Genomic DNA, 16,204 nt, shown 5'->3' with positions numbered 1-16,204 from the left:
GTTCTCCTTGTCTTGGGGTAATTGCGCCGTGCTGGGGCCGTGCGCGCTAGAGCCACGCGGTGTCGAGATCGATGGTGGTCCGATCCAGACGCGCAAGCAGATCAAACTGTGAGTCCGTGCGCGGCAGCTCGTAAAGGAAGAAGTACTTGGCGGCGACGCGCTTGCCCTCGTACAACGCACCTTCCTGGCGCCCCTGTCCCGCCTTCGGGCCGGCGATGGGCGCGTCGCACGCGAGGAGCTGCTCTAACCACATCCACGCAATGACGATGTGCCCGGCGGCCTCCAGGTAGATGGAGGCATTGGCGAGCGCCACCTGGGCGTCACCTCCGGCCCACAGCTGTTGCGTCGTCTCGGTCAGCCGCTTGGTCGCCGCGTCGAGGGGCTCGGCGTAGGTGGCCGCATCCCCGCCGACCTCGCGTGCGCGCTGCACGGTTTCGTCGATCGTCTGCGCCAGCAACCGCAGCCCGGCCCCGCCCTGCATGATCATCTTGCGGCCCAGCAGGTCCAGACCCTGGATGCCGTGGGTGCCCTCATGGATAGGGTTGAGGCGGTTGTCGCGGTAGTACTGCTCCACGTTGTAGTCGCGGGTGTAGCCGGCACCGCCGTGCACCTGGATCGCCAGGTTGTTGGCCTCCAGACACCACTGCGACGGCCAGCTTTTGGTGATGGGCGTGAGGACGTCGAGCAGCAAGGTGTGCTGCGCCACCACCTCGGGATCGGTGGCGGTCTGTAGCTCGTCGATCAGCTTGGAGGAGTACAGCCCCAGGGCCATCGCGCCCTCGACGTATGACTTCTGCGCGAGCAGTATCCGGCGCACATCGGAATGCTCGTTGAGGAACACCTGCGGCGTCGACGGGGACTTCTCGTCGGGTAGACGCCCCTGCCTTCGGCTGCCGGCGTAGTCGAGCGAGGCCATGTATCCGGCGTAGCCGAGCGAGATCGCGAGGAAGCCGACCCCAATGCGCGCCTCATTCATCATGTGGAACATGTAGAACAGGCCCTTATTTTCCTCACCCACGAGGTAGCCGATTGCGCCAGCCTCACCGTCGGGCGTGAAGGCACCGTCGCCGAACTCCAGCAGGGTGTTGGTGGTGCCCCGGTTGCCCATCTTGTGGTTGAGCCCGACGAGCGTGACGTCGTTGCGCGCCCCAAGCCCGCCGCTGTCGCCGCCGCTGACCAGGTTTACGCCGTTCGCCGGCAGGTACTTCGGCACGATGAACAGCGAGATGCCCTTGACTCCGTCCGGCGCTCCGGGCACCTTCGCCAGGACCAGGTGCACGATGTTCTCGGTCAGCTCGTGATCGCCGCCGGAGATCCACATCTTGCTGCCGAAAACCCGGTAGGTATCCGGCGAGCCGTCGAAGCCTGGCTGGCGCACGGCCTTGGTCGTCACGTCTGCGAGCGACGAGCCAGCCTGCGTTTCCGACAGGCACATCGTGCCGGACCAGCTACCAGCGAGCATCGGCCGGACGAACGTGTCCACCTGCTCCGATGTCCCGTAGGTGGCGATCAAGTGGGCGTTGCCGGTGGTGAGGAAGGGATAGGACGAGGTCGATGCGTTGGCCGCCTGGAACCATGCCATCGAGGCACGGGCAACGACGGTGGGCAGCTGCATGCCGCCGAGCTCTTCGTCGAACGAGCCCGCGATCAGACCGGACTCGCTGAACGCGTCGATCGCCTTCTTGATCTCGGGGATAAGCTTGACGGTACCGTCGGGGAGCATCGTCGGCTCGTTCTGATCTGCCACCTTGTTGTGGGGCGCAAACAGACTCATCGCCATGTCCTCGGATAGGTCTAGCACCGCATCGAAGGTCTCACGCGAGTGCTCTGTGAACCGCGCGCGTGCGGTGAGGCTTTCGACGTCGAGCCATTCGTAGAGCAGGAAGTCGAGGTCCGCACGGGAGAGTGGGCGGGCTTTAGTCGATCCGGTCATCGGTTCTCCAGAGTGAAAAATGTTGAGTAAGAAACAGGATCAGACCCCAGCAGGATCAGACCCCAGCAGGGTCAGATCCTCGCGCGGTCAGCGATCTCCGTGGCGAAATCAACCAGCGTGTCGATCCGCTCCATGGTGGGGGTGCCCGCGTCGGCCATGTTGCGGGGTTCGTCCACCGCTCGGCGCATCACGCCCTCGCCGATCACCGCGATCTTCCATAGACCCAGCGTGTGCCAGTATCGAAGAGCGGCCTCATCCCGCCCGGTCAGACGCAGATATTCGGCCGCGATTTCCTCGCGGGTGGGGAAGCCTTCCAGTGCGGTGGCGGTGAGGTCTCCGCTGTAGTCCTCACCGGCTTCGGGCCAGTAGGCGAGCATGCTGCCGATGTCGGCAAGCGGTTCGCCGAGCGTGGACAGCTCCCAGTCGAGCGTCGCCACAACCTCGCCGCAGGCATCCGCGCCGAGCTGCTGATCATCGCGGGTGACGAGGACGTTGCGCAGGTGGAAATCGCCGTGCACCAGCGAGGTTTCCGTCTGCTCAGGGATCGCGGCGGTCAGCCGGCGGGTGAGTGAGTCGAGGGCGGGGAGCTCGCGCGTTTTCGACTGTTCCCACTGCCCGGCCCAGCGCTTGAGCTGGCGCGCGGCGTAGGGCTTGTGGCTCGCGAGGCCGCTCAGGCCATGCTCCTCAAGGTTCACCGCGTGAATGCGGCTGAGCATCGAGGGCATGGACATCCCGATGGCGCGCCGACGCTCGGGGGTCAGGGTTTCGGCCACCGACATGCGGTCGACGGCGAGCCCGTCCACGAACTCCATCGCCACCAGGGGCGCGTCGGTCACGGCCGGGTTCTCGGTGATGCCGACGATGCGCGGGACCGGCACGTCGGTGTCGGCGAGGGACTGCAGGATGCCGGCCTCGCGGATGACGTCGTGTGCCGACGCCAAGCGGTGCCCCAGCGGAGGCCGACGCAGAACCCACCGGCGGGCCGCGTCATCCTCAGCGAGGTAGGTGAGGTTGGATTGGCCGAGGCCGATGCGGGTCAGCTGCAGCTCGCCGTCAACCTGCTCGCCCAGCCCGCGCATCCACTCGGTGACGGGCCCCTTCGCGAAGCCGTCCGTGGCGGTCGAATTCTCATCAGAAGACATGTGACCACGCTGCTTCCTGGAAGGTGGTGGGGTTGCCCAGGCGCTGTCCGCCGTCGAGGATCATCGCCTGGACAACCCAGGTCGCCGATCCTGCCGAGCGGAGTGAGGTCGGGGAGCTGGGTCTATGAACTCGAGCAGGTCATCGCGTATTTTCTGAACTTTTTCAGACATATCAAACATTGACATAATTCCTCCAGAGGTAACCGGTCGAGGGCCTGCGATCCAGCCTTACACGTTGGGCCCACCGGTGGCATAGATAATCTGGCCGTTGACATACGAGGAATCGGGGCCGACGAGGAACGACGCGATACCGGCGATCTCGCTCGGCTGTCCGACTCGGCCCAGCGGGATCTGCTGCCCGGCTGCCTTCTTGAGGTCGTCGAACTCCATGAGCATGCGGGCAGCGGTGGCCTTGGTCATGTCGGTCTCGATGAAGCCGGGGGCAATGGCGTTGGCGGTGATGCCGAAGCGGCCGAGCTCGATAGCGAGCGTGCGGGTGAAGCCCTGGACACCGGCCTTCGCCGCGCTGTAGTTGACCTGTCCGCGGTTGCCGAGGGCGGCGACGGAGGAGATGTTGACGATGCGCCCGTGCTTGGTCTCGGACATGAAGGGTTGCACCGCGTGGGTCACGAGGAACGCGGCGCGCAGGTGGATGTCGAGGACGTCGTCAAAGTCGGCCAGCGTCATCTTGTGGAACATGTTGTCGCGGATGTAGCCGGCGTTGTTGACCACGACCGTGGGCGCGCCGAGCGTCTCGTGCGTCTGGGCGACGGCGGCCTCAACGGCCTCGGGGGAGCGCACATCGGCGGTGATGGCCAGTGCGGGGCCCAGGTGGGACATGTGCGCGAGAGTTTCCGCGAGGCGCTCGCCGTTGTTGTCGACGAGGGCGACGGACAGTCCGTCCGCCAGGAGCCGCTCGGCGACGGCCGCGCCGATGCCCTGGGCTGCGCCGGTGACGATGGCGGTGCGATTTTCAGTCACAAGAATTCTCCTGATAAGTGGGCGCTGGTTAGAGCGGGATGTTGCGAATGTCGTTGCGCCGGGCGGGCGCGGAGTCGAAGGCTGCAGCGACGGCCGAGCGGGTGTCAGCGGGTTCGATAATCTGGTCGACCACCGCGATCTTGACCGTCTGCTGTAGCCCGCCGAGGGCCCTGCGGTGCTCGGCGGACAGGTGCTCCTCGAGCGCGGGGCGCTGGGCGTCCGGCGCGGCGGCGAGTTCCCGGCGATGGAGCACACGCACGGCGGCGGTGGCACCCATGACCTGGACCTCGGCCTCGGGCCACGCGAGTACTGCGGTGGCACCGAGGGAGCGCGAGTTCATCGCGATGTACGCGCCGCCGTAGGCTTTGCGCAGCACCACGGTGACGCGGGGGACCTCGGCGTCGGCGAAGGCGTGCAGCAGCTTCGCGCCGCGCCGCACCACCCCGTCCCACTCCTGGTCGACGCCCGGCAGGTAGCCGGGGACGTCGACGAGCACCAGCAGGGGGATGCCGAAGGCGTCGCACAGGCGGACAAAGCGCGCGGACTTCTCCGCAGACTTGCTGTCGAGGCATCCGCCCATGCGGATCGGGTTGCTGGCCACCACGCCCACCGGGGCGCCCTGGAAGCGACCCAGGCCGGTGACGATGTTGGGTGCCCAGTCCGGCTGCAGTTCCTGCCAGTCGCCGAGCTCGTCGTGGTCGAGAATGGCGGAGATGATGGGGAGGACGTCGTACGCGCGGTCGGGCTGCTCCGGCAGATGCCGACCGGGATCGCAGGCGGGGGCGCTCCAGGCTGTGCGGTGCTCGCCGCGCAGGAGGGTGATGATGGTGCGGGCGCTTTCGAGGGCGCTTTGCTGATCAGGCGCGGACATGTGGGCGACGCCCGACTTGCTCATGTGCGTGGTGGTACCGCCGAGATGCTCCATGTCGATGTCCTCGCCCGTGACCGACCGCACGACCTTGGGACCGGTGACGAAGATCTGAGAGCCCTCGACCATGATGACCACGTCGGTCAGGGCCGGGCCGTAGGCGGCGCCGCCCGCGGCGGGGCCTAGCACCACTGAGACCTGGGGGATGCGGCCCGACGCGCGCACGATCGCCGCGAACATCTCGCCCATCCCATTGAGCGATTCGACACCCTCGGCGAGGCGGGCTCCGCCGGAGTGCCAGAGGCCGATGACGGGGATGAACTCCGCGATGGCGGCGTTGATGACCGCGACGATCTTGTCGCAGCCCGATTGCCCCAGCGCGCCGCCCTTGGTCTTGGGATCGCTCGCGTAGGCGAGAGCGGCGAGGCCGTTGATCTGCCCGCGGGCGGTGTACACGCCGCTGCCCGCGGGATCGTCCTGGATGGCGGCGGTGCCCTCATCGAACAGCGCCGCCAGCCGGTCTGCGGGATCGCGAGAGGTGCCGAGGGCAGCGAGGGCCGTGGAGTCGGGCTCGGGGTTGCAGCAGGAGCAACTGATCGGGGCGATCTCGCAGAGCAGCTCGCCGGCCCGCACGGTATCGCCGGTTCTGACAGCGACCTTCGCGACGGTTCCGGCCTGCCCCGCGAGAATCGGGATCTCCATCTTCATGGATTCGAGCAAGGCGATCTCGGTCCCGGCGTCCACGAGGTCCCCTGGGCAGGCCAGGACGGCGATGACGGTGGCGGTCAGATCGGCCGCAACCTGAATTGGGCGGGCGCAGAAGTCAGTCGGCATCATGTCATTTCCCCGTGAACTGAGGTGCCCGTTTGGACAGGAAGGCCTGGCCAGCCTCAGCGACGTCCGCGCTAAAGGCGGTGGCGACGTGCCGTGCGACTTCGCGGCGCAGGCATTCGGTGAAGGACAGCGTGCTGGCGTCCTTGAGGTTCGCCTTGATGCCGGCGATGGCGAGCGGGGGACCGGACGCCAGCGCATCGGCGATGGCGTCCACGCCAGCCTCGAACTCGGTGGCGGGGAACACGCGGCTCGCAAGGCCTATCGTCAGCGCGTCGCTGGCGGAGATCCTCTCATTGAGCAGCAGGATCGAGCGGGCCTTCGCGCCCCCGACGAGGTGCGTCAGCGACCAGCTGAGCCCGAAGTCGCCGCTCATCGCGGCGGTGAGGAACGCGGAGCGGAAGACGGCGTTGTCCGTGAGCAGCCGCAGATCGCAGGCGGCCGCGAGGCTGAAGCCGGCACCGGCGGCCGGACCATTGACGGCGGCGATGCTGACTGCGCGCCCCTCCCGCAGAATCTCCGAGGCGCGGACGTGGTGGCGCAGCTGGCTCTCGGCCTGCGAGTGCCCGTGGGCGGGCAGCTCTGCCGTGAGGTCGCCGCCCACGCAGAAGGCCCGGCCCGCGCCGGTCAGGACGATGACGGCGACCGAGAGGTCATCGTTGAGCGTCTCGAGGGTCTCCACCAGCTGGTCGAGCAGCGGAGTGTTCATCGAGTTGAGATTGTCTGGGCGGTTGAGGGTAACGGTGGCGACGGGGCCGCGGCGGGTAAGCAGTACCTCTGGCACGATTGCTCCTATGGTAAATTTGATAGTGACATCATAGTCATTTTTATTCTTGCGCGACAATGACGATTCGAAAATCGCCAGTCGGCTACTACATGTCGGGCCAGACGGTGAGGCCGGTGGACTCGGTGGTGTCATGCGCCGCGGCGACCTCCTCCGCGCTCATGCCAAGCCGGAGAAGCACCTCCTCGGTGCGGTCAGTCTGGTCCGTGCCCCCAGCGGTGCTGGGGGTTCGGGAAAGCAGCGGAATCGGGGGAACGCCCTGTGTGAAGCTAGTGCCGTGCCGGTGCGCCATGTGGGGCTCGGTGTTGACCTCGTCGGGATCCAGGACGGGGCTGACGCAGGCGTCGGTGCCGCCAAAGAGCTCGGCCCACTCATCGCGCGTACGGCTAAGGAAGGTTTCGCTGAGCGTGTGCTCGATCGCTGGCCACTGCGTGCGCGGGTACTGCGCGGGCACCTCGCCCAGCTCAAGCGTGGTCCACAGCGCTGCGAAGAACTGCGGCTCCAGCGAGCCGACGGCGACGTAGCGGCCGTCGGAGCACTCGTAACAGCGATAGAACGGCGCATCGCCGTTCATCATCCCCGCGCCCCGGCTGGGGTTGGCGGGGGTGCCCCACATCTCGTAGTGCATGGCCATCATCGAGCGCACGCCGTCGATCATCGCGATGTCGAGGTGCTGGCCCTGCCCGGAGAGCTTGCGCTCATAGAGCGCCGTGGAGATCGAGAGCGCGGCGAGCAGCGAGCCGCCGGCGAAGTCGGCCACCAGGTTGAGGGGTGGGGTCGGCGGGCCGTCCTTCGGGCCCATCGCGCCCAGCATGCCGGCCATTGCGATGTAGTTGATGTCATGTCCCGCCGCGGCGCTCATGGGCCCGGTCTGCCCGTAGCCTGTGAGCGAGCAGTAGATCAGGTCCGGACGAACGTCCCGCAGCTGCTCGTACCCCGCACCCAACCGATCCGCGACGCCCGGGCGGAAGCTCTCGACGAACACGTCGGCCTCCGCGACCAGGCGCAGCAGCGCGTCCCGGCCGGCCTCGCTCTTGAGATCGAGTGAGACGAAGGTCTTGCCGCGGGAGACGACCTCCAACGGCAGGCCCGCACGGCCACCGCCGATGACGATCACCTCGGCACCCATGTCCGCCAGCAGCATCGTGGCGTAGGGGCCGGGGGCTAGTCGGGACATGTCGACGATGCGCACCCCGGCGAGCGGGCCCCGGGGGGAGTCTGCGGGGGGAGTCGTTGCTTGCTCTTTGGGGGTTGTCATAGATACGCCTCCGCGAGGGCCTCGCGGTCCTGCAGCTCGGCGCGGACGCCGGTGAGGGCGACCTCCCCGTGCGCGAGAACGAGGAAGCGGTCGGCGAGCGCGGCGGCGAAGCCCTGGTTCTGCTCGGCGAGCAGGATCGCCAGCCCGTTATCACGCAGCATCAACAGCGTATCCACGATGTCATCGAGCACCGCGGGGGCCAAGCCTTGGGTGGGCTCGTCGAGCACCAGCACCGAGGGGTTCACGGCCAGGGCCACCGCGATCGCGACCATCTGCTGTTCACCGCCACTGAGCAGGCTGGACTGGGTTTCGGCGAGCCGCTCCAGGACAGGGAAGAGGCGCTGGACGTTATCCAGCGATGCCGCCCGCTCAGCGTGTGGAAGGACGCGCGCCGCGATCTGGAGGTTCTCGCCGACGGTGAGTCTGGGGAAGATGTTCCCCCGTCGCTCGGGGACGAAGGACAGTCCTGCGGCGGGCCGACGCTCGGCGGCCAGGCGGGTGATGTCCTTGGCACCGAGGGTGACCTCGCCGCTCCAACGCCGGTTGTCGACGCCGATCCCGGCCAGCGCCATCATGAGGCTGGACTTGCCGGCACCATTCGCGCCGAGGACAGTGACGATCTCCCCGCGCTTGACCTCAAGGTCCACCCCGTGGCACACCTGCGCGCGGCCATAGGCGACCTCGAGTCCGCGCACCTGAAGGGCGGTCTCGGGCTGGGCCGGCGTGCGCGTCGCGTTCAGCGCGTGGTGCTCGGTGCCGGCACCGAGGTATACCTCGACAACTTTCGGATTCGACGACACCTGGTCCGGATCGCCCGCCGCGAGCACCTTGCCCTTGGCCAGGACCACGAGCTCATCGGCAATATCGCGGACGAGGGCGAAATTGTGCTCCACCAGCAGGACCCCGACGCCGTCGGCGGCGATGGCCCGGATGCCGGCGACGAGGCGCGCCTGCTCCTCGTGCGAGAGACCGGCGGCGGGCTCGTCGAGCAGTAGGTACTTCGGCCGCATCGCCATGGCGCGCAGCACGTCCGCCATGCGCACTGAGCCGAGCGGGAGCTGGCCCATCTGCAGGTCGGCCTGATCAGCCAGGGCGAACATCTCCAGCATGTCTTGAGTGGCCGCGCGGGCGCGTCGTTCCCGGACTTCGATGCCCGGTCCGCCGAGCAGCGACGAGACCAGAGCGGTTCGCATCGAGGGCAGGAAGCCGCACATGATGCTGTCCAGCATGGTCTGCTCGGCGTCGATCCGCGGCGTCTGGAAGGTGCGCGCCACGCCGGCCCGAATGCGGCTGTCGGCGGAGTCAGCGCTGAGGTCGGTGCCGTCGACCGTGACGGTGCCGGAATACAGCGGGACGAAGCCGGTGATCGCGTTGAACAGCGTGCTTTTGCCGGAGCCGTTGGGCCCAACGACGGCGAGTACCCTACCGGGCTCCACGGCGACGTCGATGCCGTCAAGCGCGATCACTCCGCTGAACCGGACTCCAATATCACGTGCCTGAAGTGTCATTTGTCGCCATTCCTCTGCGGGTCCTCGGACTCGATGGTGGGTGCGGACGGCACGGCCGCGGGTTCGCGCGCTGGCGGTTTGGTAGCCCCCTGCGGGCGACGACGCTGCACGATGTTCTCGATGGTGCCGATGATCCCGCGCGGTGCGGCGATGAGCACCAGGATCACTGACGCGCCGTAGAGCAGGCCTTGCATGTCGTCAGGCAGAACCTTGTTCATGTAGGTGAGCACCACGGCTCCGAGGACGGGCCCCAGCACGTGCCGTGAGCCGCCGACGAGGACCATCAGAAGCAGGGACAGTGACAGGTGCACGGACAGGGACTCGGGTGCCAAATACGTCATGTAGTGGGCGTAGAGCCAGCCGGAGAGTCCGGCCAGTCCTGCGGCGAAGGCGAACAGTCCGCTGAGGCGATGCAGGCCGCGGTCACCGTCGGCCTGCGAGCGCAGGGAGTCGACACGCAGGGTGTTGAGGGCGCGACCGGCAGCGGACTTGACCAGGTTGGTGTACAGGATGATCACAATGATCACGCACACCCACACGAAGATCGTGTAGTCGACGGGGGTCTTCAGGAACGCCAGCGTGGGGATGCCGCCGATGCCCAGGTAGCCGCCGGTGAAATCGCCGCCCTGGTTGAGTAGGATCGCCACGGCGCTGCCTAGGAAGAGCGTGGATAGTGCCAGGGCGAGGGAGGAGAGCCGTACGATCAGCCGCGCCAGCGGATAGGCGATCATGGACGGAATCAATACCGCGGCGACGAGGCCGAGGAGCGGGTTGAGCTCCCAGCGGACGGACAGGATCGCGGTGCTGTACGCGCCGAGCGCGGCGAAACTCGCCTGGCCCAGCGACATCATTCCGGCCTGCCCGTAGATCATGCCGAGGGAGGTAGCCATGAGCCCGTAGATCCCGATGAGGGTGATGGTGCTGATAGATGCGGGCTGCGCGCTGTTGAGCACGAGGACGACGGCGACAATGAAGGTCAGGGCAATCGCCGGCAGATGTTTGCGGGCGGTGAGCGCGAGGAAACTGGGCATAGTACTCGTTCCGTTGGGAAGCTCAGGATCGCGGACGGTACCGGGGGCTGGGGGATCGAGAATGGTCATGGTCGCACCGCCAGGGTTGAGCGGGGAACGAAGATGAGCACCGCGATGACGAAGATGTAGGGGATAGCGATGAGGGCACCGCTCGAGACGTAGCCGGCGACGAGAGACTCGACCAGACCGATCACGATGCCTCCGGAGAAGCAGGCTAGCGGCCCACGCATCCCGAAGATCACGGCGGCACCAAAGGCACTAAGCGTGAGAGTCACGACTGATGTGAAGTCGAGGCCCGTGGTGTACGCGAGGAGGATTCCGGCGATGCCCGCGAGTAGCCCCTCCACCGCGAACACCAGGTACTGCAGGCGAGTCACGGAGATGCCCGCGAGCAGAGCGCCGATCTTGTTGTCCGCACCGGCGCGGATCTGCCGTCCGATGCTGGACTTGTAGAGAATGATGAGCAAGGCCGAGACGAGCGACGCGCCTATGGCGAGGTTGATGATCTGCTGCGGATTGATGTAGACCGGCCCGAGGTTCCAGGACTGCGAGAACAGTCGCCCCATACTCGGGTCCTTGCCGAATTGCGTGAGGATGATCGATTGAATGGCCAGCGCGGCACCGAATGTTGCGGCGATGGTGATGACCGGGTCGCCGACACCGCGCTTGACTAGCAGGCTGTAGATCACCGCCACGATCAGGGCGGTGACAACGCCGACACCGATTCCGGCGAACACACCGACGACGCCGCCGACGGTGATGGCAACGACGCCGGCTAGGACGGCGTAGCCACCGACTGCGGCATCAACAATGCCGCAGGCCATGTGGGCAAGGCCCAGGGGTAGTGCGATCAGGCCGTACATGACGCCGATCATTAGCCCTTGGACTAGGTACTGCAAAAATTCATTCACCAGATTTACCTATCCTTCGTGCAGGTCAGCGGCCGGTGAAGCGTGGGGGGCGCCGTTCGAGAAAGGCGGCCACGCCTTCCTGGACATCGTTCGTTTCGTTGATGAACTCGGCCGCATATTCTGCCTCTTGGAGTGCTTCGTCGAGGCTCTGGCGCTGCGCGTGCCGCACCATGCGTTTGACGACCTTCGTGGTGAGCGGGGCTGCGGCTGCGATGCCGCGGGCCAACTCCAACACGGTGGTTTCCAGCTGATCGGCGTCCACGAGCTCGGTCAGCAGACCAAGGTCATAGGCGCGTTGCGCGGCGTACACCTCGCCGCCCCACAGCATCCGCAGGGCGCGGTCGGCCCCCATCGCTCGGGGGAAGAACCAGGCCCCGCCTTCGTCGGGCAGCAGCCCGACGCGGCCGGACGTGTCGCCGAGCCGGGCCGTGCGATCCGCGATGCGCAGATCGCACGCCAGCGCCAGGGACAACCCGCCGGCGACGGCCGCGCCGCTGATCATCGCGATCACGGGCTTGTCGCAGAGTTGCAGCCGCCGCATGGGCTGGTGCATCCCCTCGCGAATGACCGTGCCGTGACCCCACTGCACCTCGTGGGCATGCGTGGTCTCGTAGTCGCTGGTGAGGTCCCCACCGGAGCAGAATGCTCCTCCGGCTCCGGTGATGACCAAGACCCGGGCACTGTCGTCCGCCGCGAACTGCTCTACCGCGCGGGCGATCTCCTGGGCCGTGACTGAGCGATACGCGTTGCGCAGCTTCGTGCGGTTGATGGTGATCCGGCGGATGCCGGGCTCCCAGTCATCTACCAGGATGTCCTCGAATTCGCCCGCGCCACCCAGCGCGTCATTATTGCTGAGGTCGGTCATCCGACGGTGACCCATTCGCTGTCCTTGACCTGTAGCGTCATGCCGCTGAGGTCGCCGTCGTGGTCATCGGCGCTGAAGCAGCCGGGGCCATTGAGCAGCGTCGGGAACGGGCAGGTGATCTCGAGAGCATCCCGTATGGAGGTGCCGGTGAGGTCGCCCTTGACGTTCGGGATTGCGGCCTGAACTGCCATGAAACCGGTGCCCGCGATCGACTCGCCGAATCCCTTCGGCTGGCCGAAGCCCTCGATGAACGTGGCCTGCTCAGCCGTGGGCTTGTCCCAGCCGACAGCGGCCACGGCGATGACGCCGTCAGAGGAGTCGCCGGTCGCGTCGAGGAAGGCCTGGGTGGTCATGCCGCCGGAGACGATGATGGGAGCGGTCGAACCTGCCTGGCGCAGGCTGCGGATCAGCGCTGCGGCCGGCGGGGCGACACTGGCCTGCACCATGATGATGTCCGGGTTGGCTGCGGCGATCTTGGTGGCCTGCACCGAGAGGTCGGATGCGTTGATCGGGGCCGACGCCTCGCTGACGACCTGGATGTTGGATTTCTCATCGGCAAGATGCTTGAGCTGCTTGGCGCTGGCCTCACCGTAGGCGTCCTGCTGGAAGAACAGGCCGATGCGGCTGTAACCGTGCTCCTTGATGTACTCAAGGGCGGCAGGGACGCTGTCGGTGTCGGTGATACTGCTACGGAAAATCCAGTCGTAGAAGCCGCTGTCCTTGGCGGTGGGAGGGATGCTGCCCCCCGGGAAGACGACGGGGACCTTGTTGGCGGCAGCGATGGGTGCGACGGCGAGGGCGGCGCTACCGGTGGTCGGGCCAATGATGACCTGCACCTTGTCGTTGAGCGCGAGCTCGCGGGCGGCGGTGGCGGCCTCGGTGGGGTCGGTCTTGTCGTCTTTGGTGACGAGGGTGACCTTCTTGCCTTCGATGCCTCCGTTGTCATTCGCCTGCTTGACGAGGTACTCGACGGCCTCGCGCTCGGGGATGCCGATGGAGGCGGCGGGGCCGGTCTGCGAGGTGATCAATCCGATGCGGATCTCGTCATCGGTGGGGACGTCGGTGCCGCCGACGCCGCAGGCCGTGACCAGAGCGGAGCCTGCGAACAGGATTCCAGCCTTGTGCAGAGTGCGTCTAAACATGGGTGTCTCTAACTTTCGTCAGTGCCATGGGTCGGCAGGGTGAGGGTGAGCTATCGGATTGATGTTCTAAGGTGCATATGCCGCTAGCGGCGGCAGAGCATCGGGTAAAGCTGGGTTGCTAGATCAGGAGATCGGTTCTCCGAAGTGTTGGACGGCCATCGAGATCAGGTTTCGGTGATCGACCTTGCCCGTGGCAGACAGGGGCATGGCGGGGAGAAAGACGATCCGGCGCGGATGCGCGTACGCAGGACCGCGCGCGAGGCTGTGCTGCTTGAGTTCGTCTTCCGTGACGTTCGCGTCCTTGACCAGCACGACGAAGGCCACGGGGACCTCGCTCTTGGTCTCATGCAGTGCGGCGACCACGGTGACATCGTGTACCGCCGGGTGCTGCGCTAGGATCGCCTCGACCTCAGCCGGGTAGACGTTCTCGCCGCCGACGCTCATCCGGTCGTCAGCGCGCCCGCGGAAGTACAGCCAGCCGTCCTCATCGCACATTGCGAGGTCGCCGGTGGCGAACCAGCCGTCGGCCATTTTGCGCTGGGCGTCTTCCTCGGGCCGGTTGAGGTAACCGAGCGTGATGCACTGCTCGCTGCGTAGCCACAGCTCGCCGGTCTCACCCGCGGGGATTTCGATGCCGATCTCGTCGACAATCTTGACTTCGAAGCCGGGCAATGGCCGGCCGATGCTGCCGACCCGGCGGGGGCCTGTCAGCGGGTTGATCGTGGCCACCGGCCCGCATTCGGTCATCCCGTAGCCCTCAACGAAGCGGACGTTCGGGAAAACCCCTGTCAGACGCTCGATCAAACTCGAGGGCATGGGTGCTGAACCGCACAAGATCATGCGCAGCGAGCTAAAGTCACGTGACAGCTCGTCATGCTCAGCGAGCATTAGCTTGTACATGGCGGGCACGCCCACCGCGTAGGTGCAGCCGCGCTGCTCGATGCTCCGGAGGATCTCAGCAGGATCAAACTTGGGAAGCACCACGACCGAGCCACCGGCGTGCAGTGCCGGGAGGATGCCGCAGGCTGCAGCGTTCATGTGGAACATCGGGGCCGCGACGATGGATCGGTCGTTGGAGTCGATAAAGCAGGAGTGTCCCAGCTTGGCGACATCGCCAAGCAACATCTGGTGCGCCAGCTTGACGCCCTTCGGCCGCCCCGTGGAGCCCGAGGTGTACGCCAGCCACGTCAGGTCCTCCGGCGCGTTGAAGATTTCGGGACGAACTACCGAGGACGACGCGAGCCACTGCTCATAGTCGGTGACGCCGTGCTTCGCGCCATCGAGCGCCGCAGCGATGAGCACGGTGGGGTCCGACATGAGCCGGGAGGTGTTCGCAGCGGTGCCCCGGCTGGCGAGAATTCCCACGGCCGAGCTGTCATTGAGGTGCAGGCGATGCGCCTCGATGGGTAGGCTGGGGTTGACGGGGACCGCGACCGCGCCGGCGCGAATGGTGCCCAGCGTCGCCTCGACGAAGCGAATGTCATTTTCCCAGAGCACCAGGACCCGGTCACCGCGCTGCACGCCAGCGGCAGTGAGGCCGTTGGCTACGCGGTTGATGCGCTCGTCGAGCTGCCGGTAGGTGAGTTCGAAACCGTCTTGCAGAAGGGCCGGGGAATCGGGACGAAAGTGCAGGCCAAAGTCGGTGATGCAGCCCAGGTTAGTGGTGAAGGTGGTGGTGATCGACATCGCTTTCCTTCAATCTCGGCTGATGACGAGGGAGGTGTTCTGGCCGCCGAAGCCAAAGGCGTTGACCTGGAAGGCGTCGATCTTGGCCGCTGCCGGCGCGCCGAGGGGAACCTCGAAGCGGATGGCCAGGTCCAGATCGGTGGTGCTTGCGGTGGGGGACAGAGTGCCGGTGCGCAGCGAGTGCAAGCCGGTCATGACGCCCATGGCCCCAGCGGCGCCGGCGGTGTGGCCGACGTTGCCCTTGATGCCCGTGGCGAGAACGGGGGTGGAGGCGAAAACTTCATTGATTGCGGTGATCTCCGCGATGTCGCCGACGGGGGTGCCGGTGGCGTGGGCGACGACCGCGCCGATGTCGCTGGGGGTCAGTTCTGCCTCGGCCTGCGCCGCGCGCATCGCCGCCACCTCCCACTCGCCCGAGGGGTTGGGGGACGAGGGGTGGTAGCCGTCGGACAGCGAGCCGTAGCCGCGCACGAGGCCCTGGATCTGCGCGCCACGTGCACGCGCATGGCTCACGCTCTCAAGGACCACGACGGCCGCGCCGTCGCCGCCGAGGACGCCCCGACGGTTGACGTCGAACGGGCGGCAGACCATCTTCGGGTCCTCCACGTCGATAGGCGACATGCCATACCTGGCGGCGGCGAGCTGGCTGGTCCTGACTCCGCCATTATCGCTACCGCCGGTGATCGCCACGTCCACCATCCCGGACTCGATCATCCGAGCGGCCAGGCCGATGGCGTCGAGCGAGGACGCGCAGGCGGTGGAGATCGTCAGCAGTGGGCCGTGGAGCTTCCAGCGCAGCGCGATTTGCGCGCCGGCCATGTTCGGCCAGGCCATCAGCTGCAGCTTGCGGGGAATGGCCTCATAGCCCCCCGCACGTACTCATCCTGCGCGTCTAAGAGCGTCTGCGCGCCAGCCATGGAGGTGCCCATGATGACGGCGGTGCGGACGGGGTTGAACTCCTCAATCCCGGCGTTCTTGACGGCCTCGGCCGCAGCGGCCACGGCGTACTGGGCGAAGCGGTCAGTACCGCCCACCGTGCGGGAGTTCATCCAGTCGGTGGGCTCGAAGCCCTTGACCGGTGCGTGGAATATGTTGCCGCCGGTCTCCGCGGACCAGGGCGCTGCCTCTGCGGGGATCTGTCCCTCATCCAGGCCTCGGCAGAAATCCGAAACCGTCAGACCGAGGCATGAGATCACTCCCTGTCCTGTGATCGCGACGTTCTTCATTGGTGCTCCTCACGTTGAAGCGTTGGTGTGACGCTTGC

At 66.6% G+C, this 16,204-nt stretch carries 14 protein-coding genes; all 14 read right to left on the bottom strand.

Annotated elements, in window-relative coordinates; translation table 11 throughout:
• Window positions 1–46: 46 nt before the first annotated feature.
• The 14 genes from EHW12_RS33320 to EHW12_RS35975 all read right to left on the bottom strand — a co-directional run bounded on the left by EHW12_RS33320 (window position 47) and on the right by EHW12_RS35975 (window position 16,166).
• Window positions 47–1,933, bottom strand: coding sequence for an acyl-CoA dehydrogenase (locus EHW12_RS33320; protein WP_125053452.1), 1,887 nt, complete (start codon window positions 1,931–1,933; stop codon window positions 47–49).
• Between the two features lie 71 nt (window positions 1,934–2,004).
• The gene (locus EHW12_RS33315; RefSeq protein ID WP_241199266.1) at window positions 2,005–3,012 is read right to left on the bottom strand and encodes a phosphotransferase family protein; all 1,008 of its coding nucleotides are present in this window, start codon (window positions 3,010–3,012) and stop codon (window positions 2,005–2,007) included.
• A 291-nt stretch (window positions 3,013–3,303) separates the two neighbouring features.
• Entirely contained in the window at window positions 3,304–4,056 is a 753-nt protein-coding gene (gene fabG, locus EHW12_RS33310; protein ID WP_125053448.1) for a 3-oxoacyl-ACP reductase FabG, read from the bottom strand.
• Between the two features lie 28 nt (window positions 4,057–4,084).
• A complete protein-coding gene (locus tag EHW12_RS33305) occupies window positions 4,085–5,761 on the bottom strand; it encodes a carboxyl transferase domain-containing protein (protein WP_125053446.1) in 1,677 nt (558 codons plus the stop codon).
• A gap of 1 nt (window position 5,762) precedes the next feature.
• Window positions 5,763–6,539, bottom strand: a complete 777-nt coding sequence (locus tag EHW12_RS33300; RefSeq protein ID WP_164490678.1) for an enoyl-CoA hydratase-related protein — start codon at window positions 6,537–6,539, stop codon at window positions 5,763–5,765.
• 88 nt (window positions 6,540–6,627) lie between these two features.
• Window positions 6,628–7,731 carry a CaiB/BaiF CoA-transferase family protein gene (locus EHW12_RS33295; RefSeq protein WP_241199236.1) on the bottom strand — a complete coding sequence of 368 codons (1,104 nt, stop codon included), beginning with the start codon at window positions 7,729–7,731 and terminating at the stop codon, window positions 6,628–6,630.
• Window positions 7,732–7,793: 62 nt separating this feature from the next.
• Window positions 7,794–9,305: an ATP-binding cassette domain-containing protein gene (locus tag EHW12_RS33290; RefSeq protein WP_125053439.1), complete on the bottom strand. Its 1,512-nt coding sequence runs from the start codon at window positions 9,303–9,305 to the stop codon at window positions 7,794–7,796.
• Window positions 9,302–10,405 (bottom strand): branched-chain amino acid ABC transporter permease, encoded by a 1,104-nt coding sequence (locus tag EHW12_RS33285; protein WP_125053436.1) that lies wholly within the window; start codon window positions 10,403–10,405, stop codon window positions 9,302–9,304. Before EHW12_RS33285 ends, EHW12_RS33290 begins: the two co-directional genes overlap by 4 nt.
• On the bottom strand, window positions 10,402–11,247 hold the full coding sequence (locus tag EHW12_RS33280) for a branched-chain amino acid ABC transporter permease (protein ID WP_125053434.1): 846 nt from the start codon (window positions 11,245–11,247) through the stop codon (window positions 10,402–10,404). The genes EHW12_RS33285 and EHW12_RS33280 overlap by 4 nt, the downstream gene beginning before the upstream one ends.
• A gap of 25 nt (window positions 11,248–11,272) precedes the next feature.
• Window positions 11,273–12,112 (bottom strand): enoyl-CoA hydratase-related protein, encoded by an 840-nt coding sequence (locus EHW12_RS33275; protein ID WP_125053432.1) that lies wholly within the window; start codon window positions 12,110–12,112, stop codon window positions 11,273–11,275.
• Entirely contained in the window at window positions 12,109–13,254 is a 1,146-nt protein-coding gene (locus tag EHW12_RS33270; protein WP_125053430.1) for an ABC transporter substrate-binding protein, read from the bottom strand. The genes EHW12_RS33275 and EHW12_RS33270 overlap by 4 nt, the downstream gene beginning before the upstream one ends.
• 123 nt (window positions 13,255–13,377) lie before the next feature.
• A complete protein-coding gene (locus EHW12_RS33265; protein WP_125053428.1) occupies window positions 13,378–14,940 on the bottom strand; it encodes a class I adenylate-forming enzyme family protein in 1,563 nt (520 codons plus the stop codon).
• A gap of 9 nt (window positions 14,941–14,949) precedes the next feature.
• Complete coding sequence (locus EHW12_RS35980) at window positions 14,950–15,774, bottom strand: beta-ketoacyl synthase N-terminal-like domain-containing protein (RefSeq protein WP_277426220.1); 825 nt, start codon at window positions 15,772–15,774, stop codon at window positions 14,950–14,952.
• Entirely contained in the window at window positions 15,774–16,166 is a 393-nt protein-coding gene (locus EHW12_RS35975; protein ID WP_277426219.1) for a beta-ketoacyl synthase N-terminal-like domain-containing protein, read from the bottom strand. Before EHW12_RS35975 ends, EHW12_RS35980 begins: the two co-directional genes overlap by 1 nt.
• Window positions 16,167–16,204: the final 38 nt, after the last annotated feature.

The sequence above is a fragment of the Rhodococcus sp. NJ-530 genome (assembly GCF_003860625.1).
Classification (GTDB): Bacteria; Actinomycetota; Actinomycetes; order Mycobacteriales; family Mycobacteriaceae; genus Rhodococcus_F; species Rhodococcus_F qingshengii.
Note: the sequence above shows the minus strand (reverse complement) of the source record. Positions and strands in the feature narration are given on the sequence as shown.

Coding starts and splice junctions, on each gene's coding strand:
- EHW12_RS33320 (WP_125053452.1), bottom strand. CDS start 1,933: ATGACCGGATCGACTAAAGCCCGCCCACTCTCCCGTGCGGACCTCGAC.
- EHW12_RS33315 (WP_241199266.1), bottom strand. CDS start 3,012: ATGCGCGGGCTGGGCGAGCAGGTTGACGGCGAGCTGCAGCTGACCCGC.
- EHW12_RS33305 (WP_125053446.1), bottom strand. CDS start 5,761: ATGATGCCGACTGACTTCTGCGCCCGCCCAATTCAGGTTGCGGCCGAT.
- EHW12_RS33290 (WP_125053439.1), bottom strand. CDS start 9,305: ATGACACTTCAGGCACGTGATATTGGAGTCCGGTTCAGCGGAGTGATC.
- EHW12_RS33285 (WP_125053436.1), bottom strand. CDS start 10,405: ATGACCATTCTCGATCCCCCAGCCCCCGGTACCGTCCGCGATCCTGAG.
- EHW12_RS33275 (WP_125053432.1), bottom strand. CDS start 12,112: ATGACCGACCTCAGCAATAATGACGCGCTGGGTGGCGCGGGCGAATTC.
- EHW12_RS33270 (WP_125053430.1), bottom strand. CDS start 13,254: ATGTTTAGACGCACTCTGCACAAGGCTGGAATCCTGTTCGCAGGCTCC.
- EHW12_RS33265 (WP_125053428.1), bottom strand. CDS start 14,940: ATGTCGATCACCACCACCTTCACCACTAACCTGGGCTGCATCACCGAC.
- EHW12_RS35980 (WP_277426220.1), bottom strand. CDS start 15,774: ATGGCCTGGCCGAACATGGCCGGCGCGCAAATCGCGCTGCGCTGGAAG.
- EHW12_RS35975 (WP_277426219.1), bottom strand. CDS start 16,166: ATGAAGAACGTCGCGATCACAGGACAGGGAGTGATCTCATGCCTCGGT.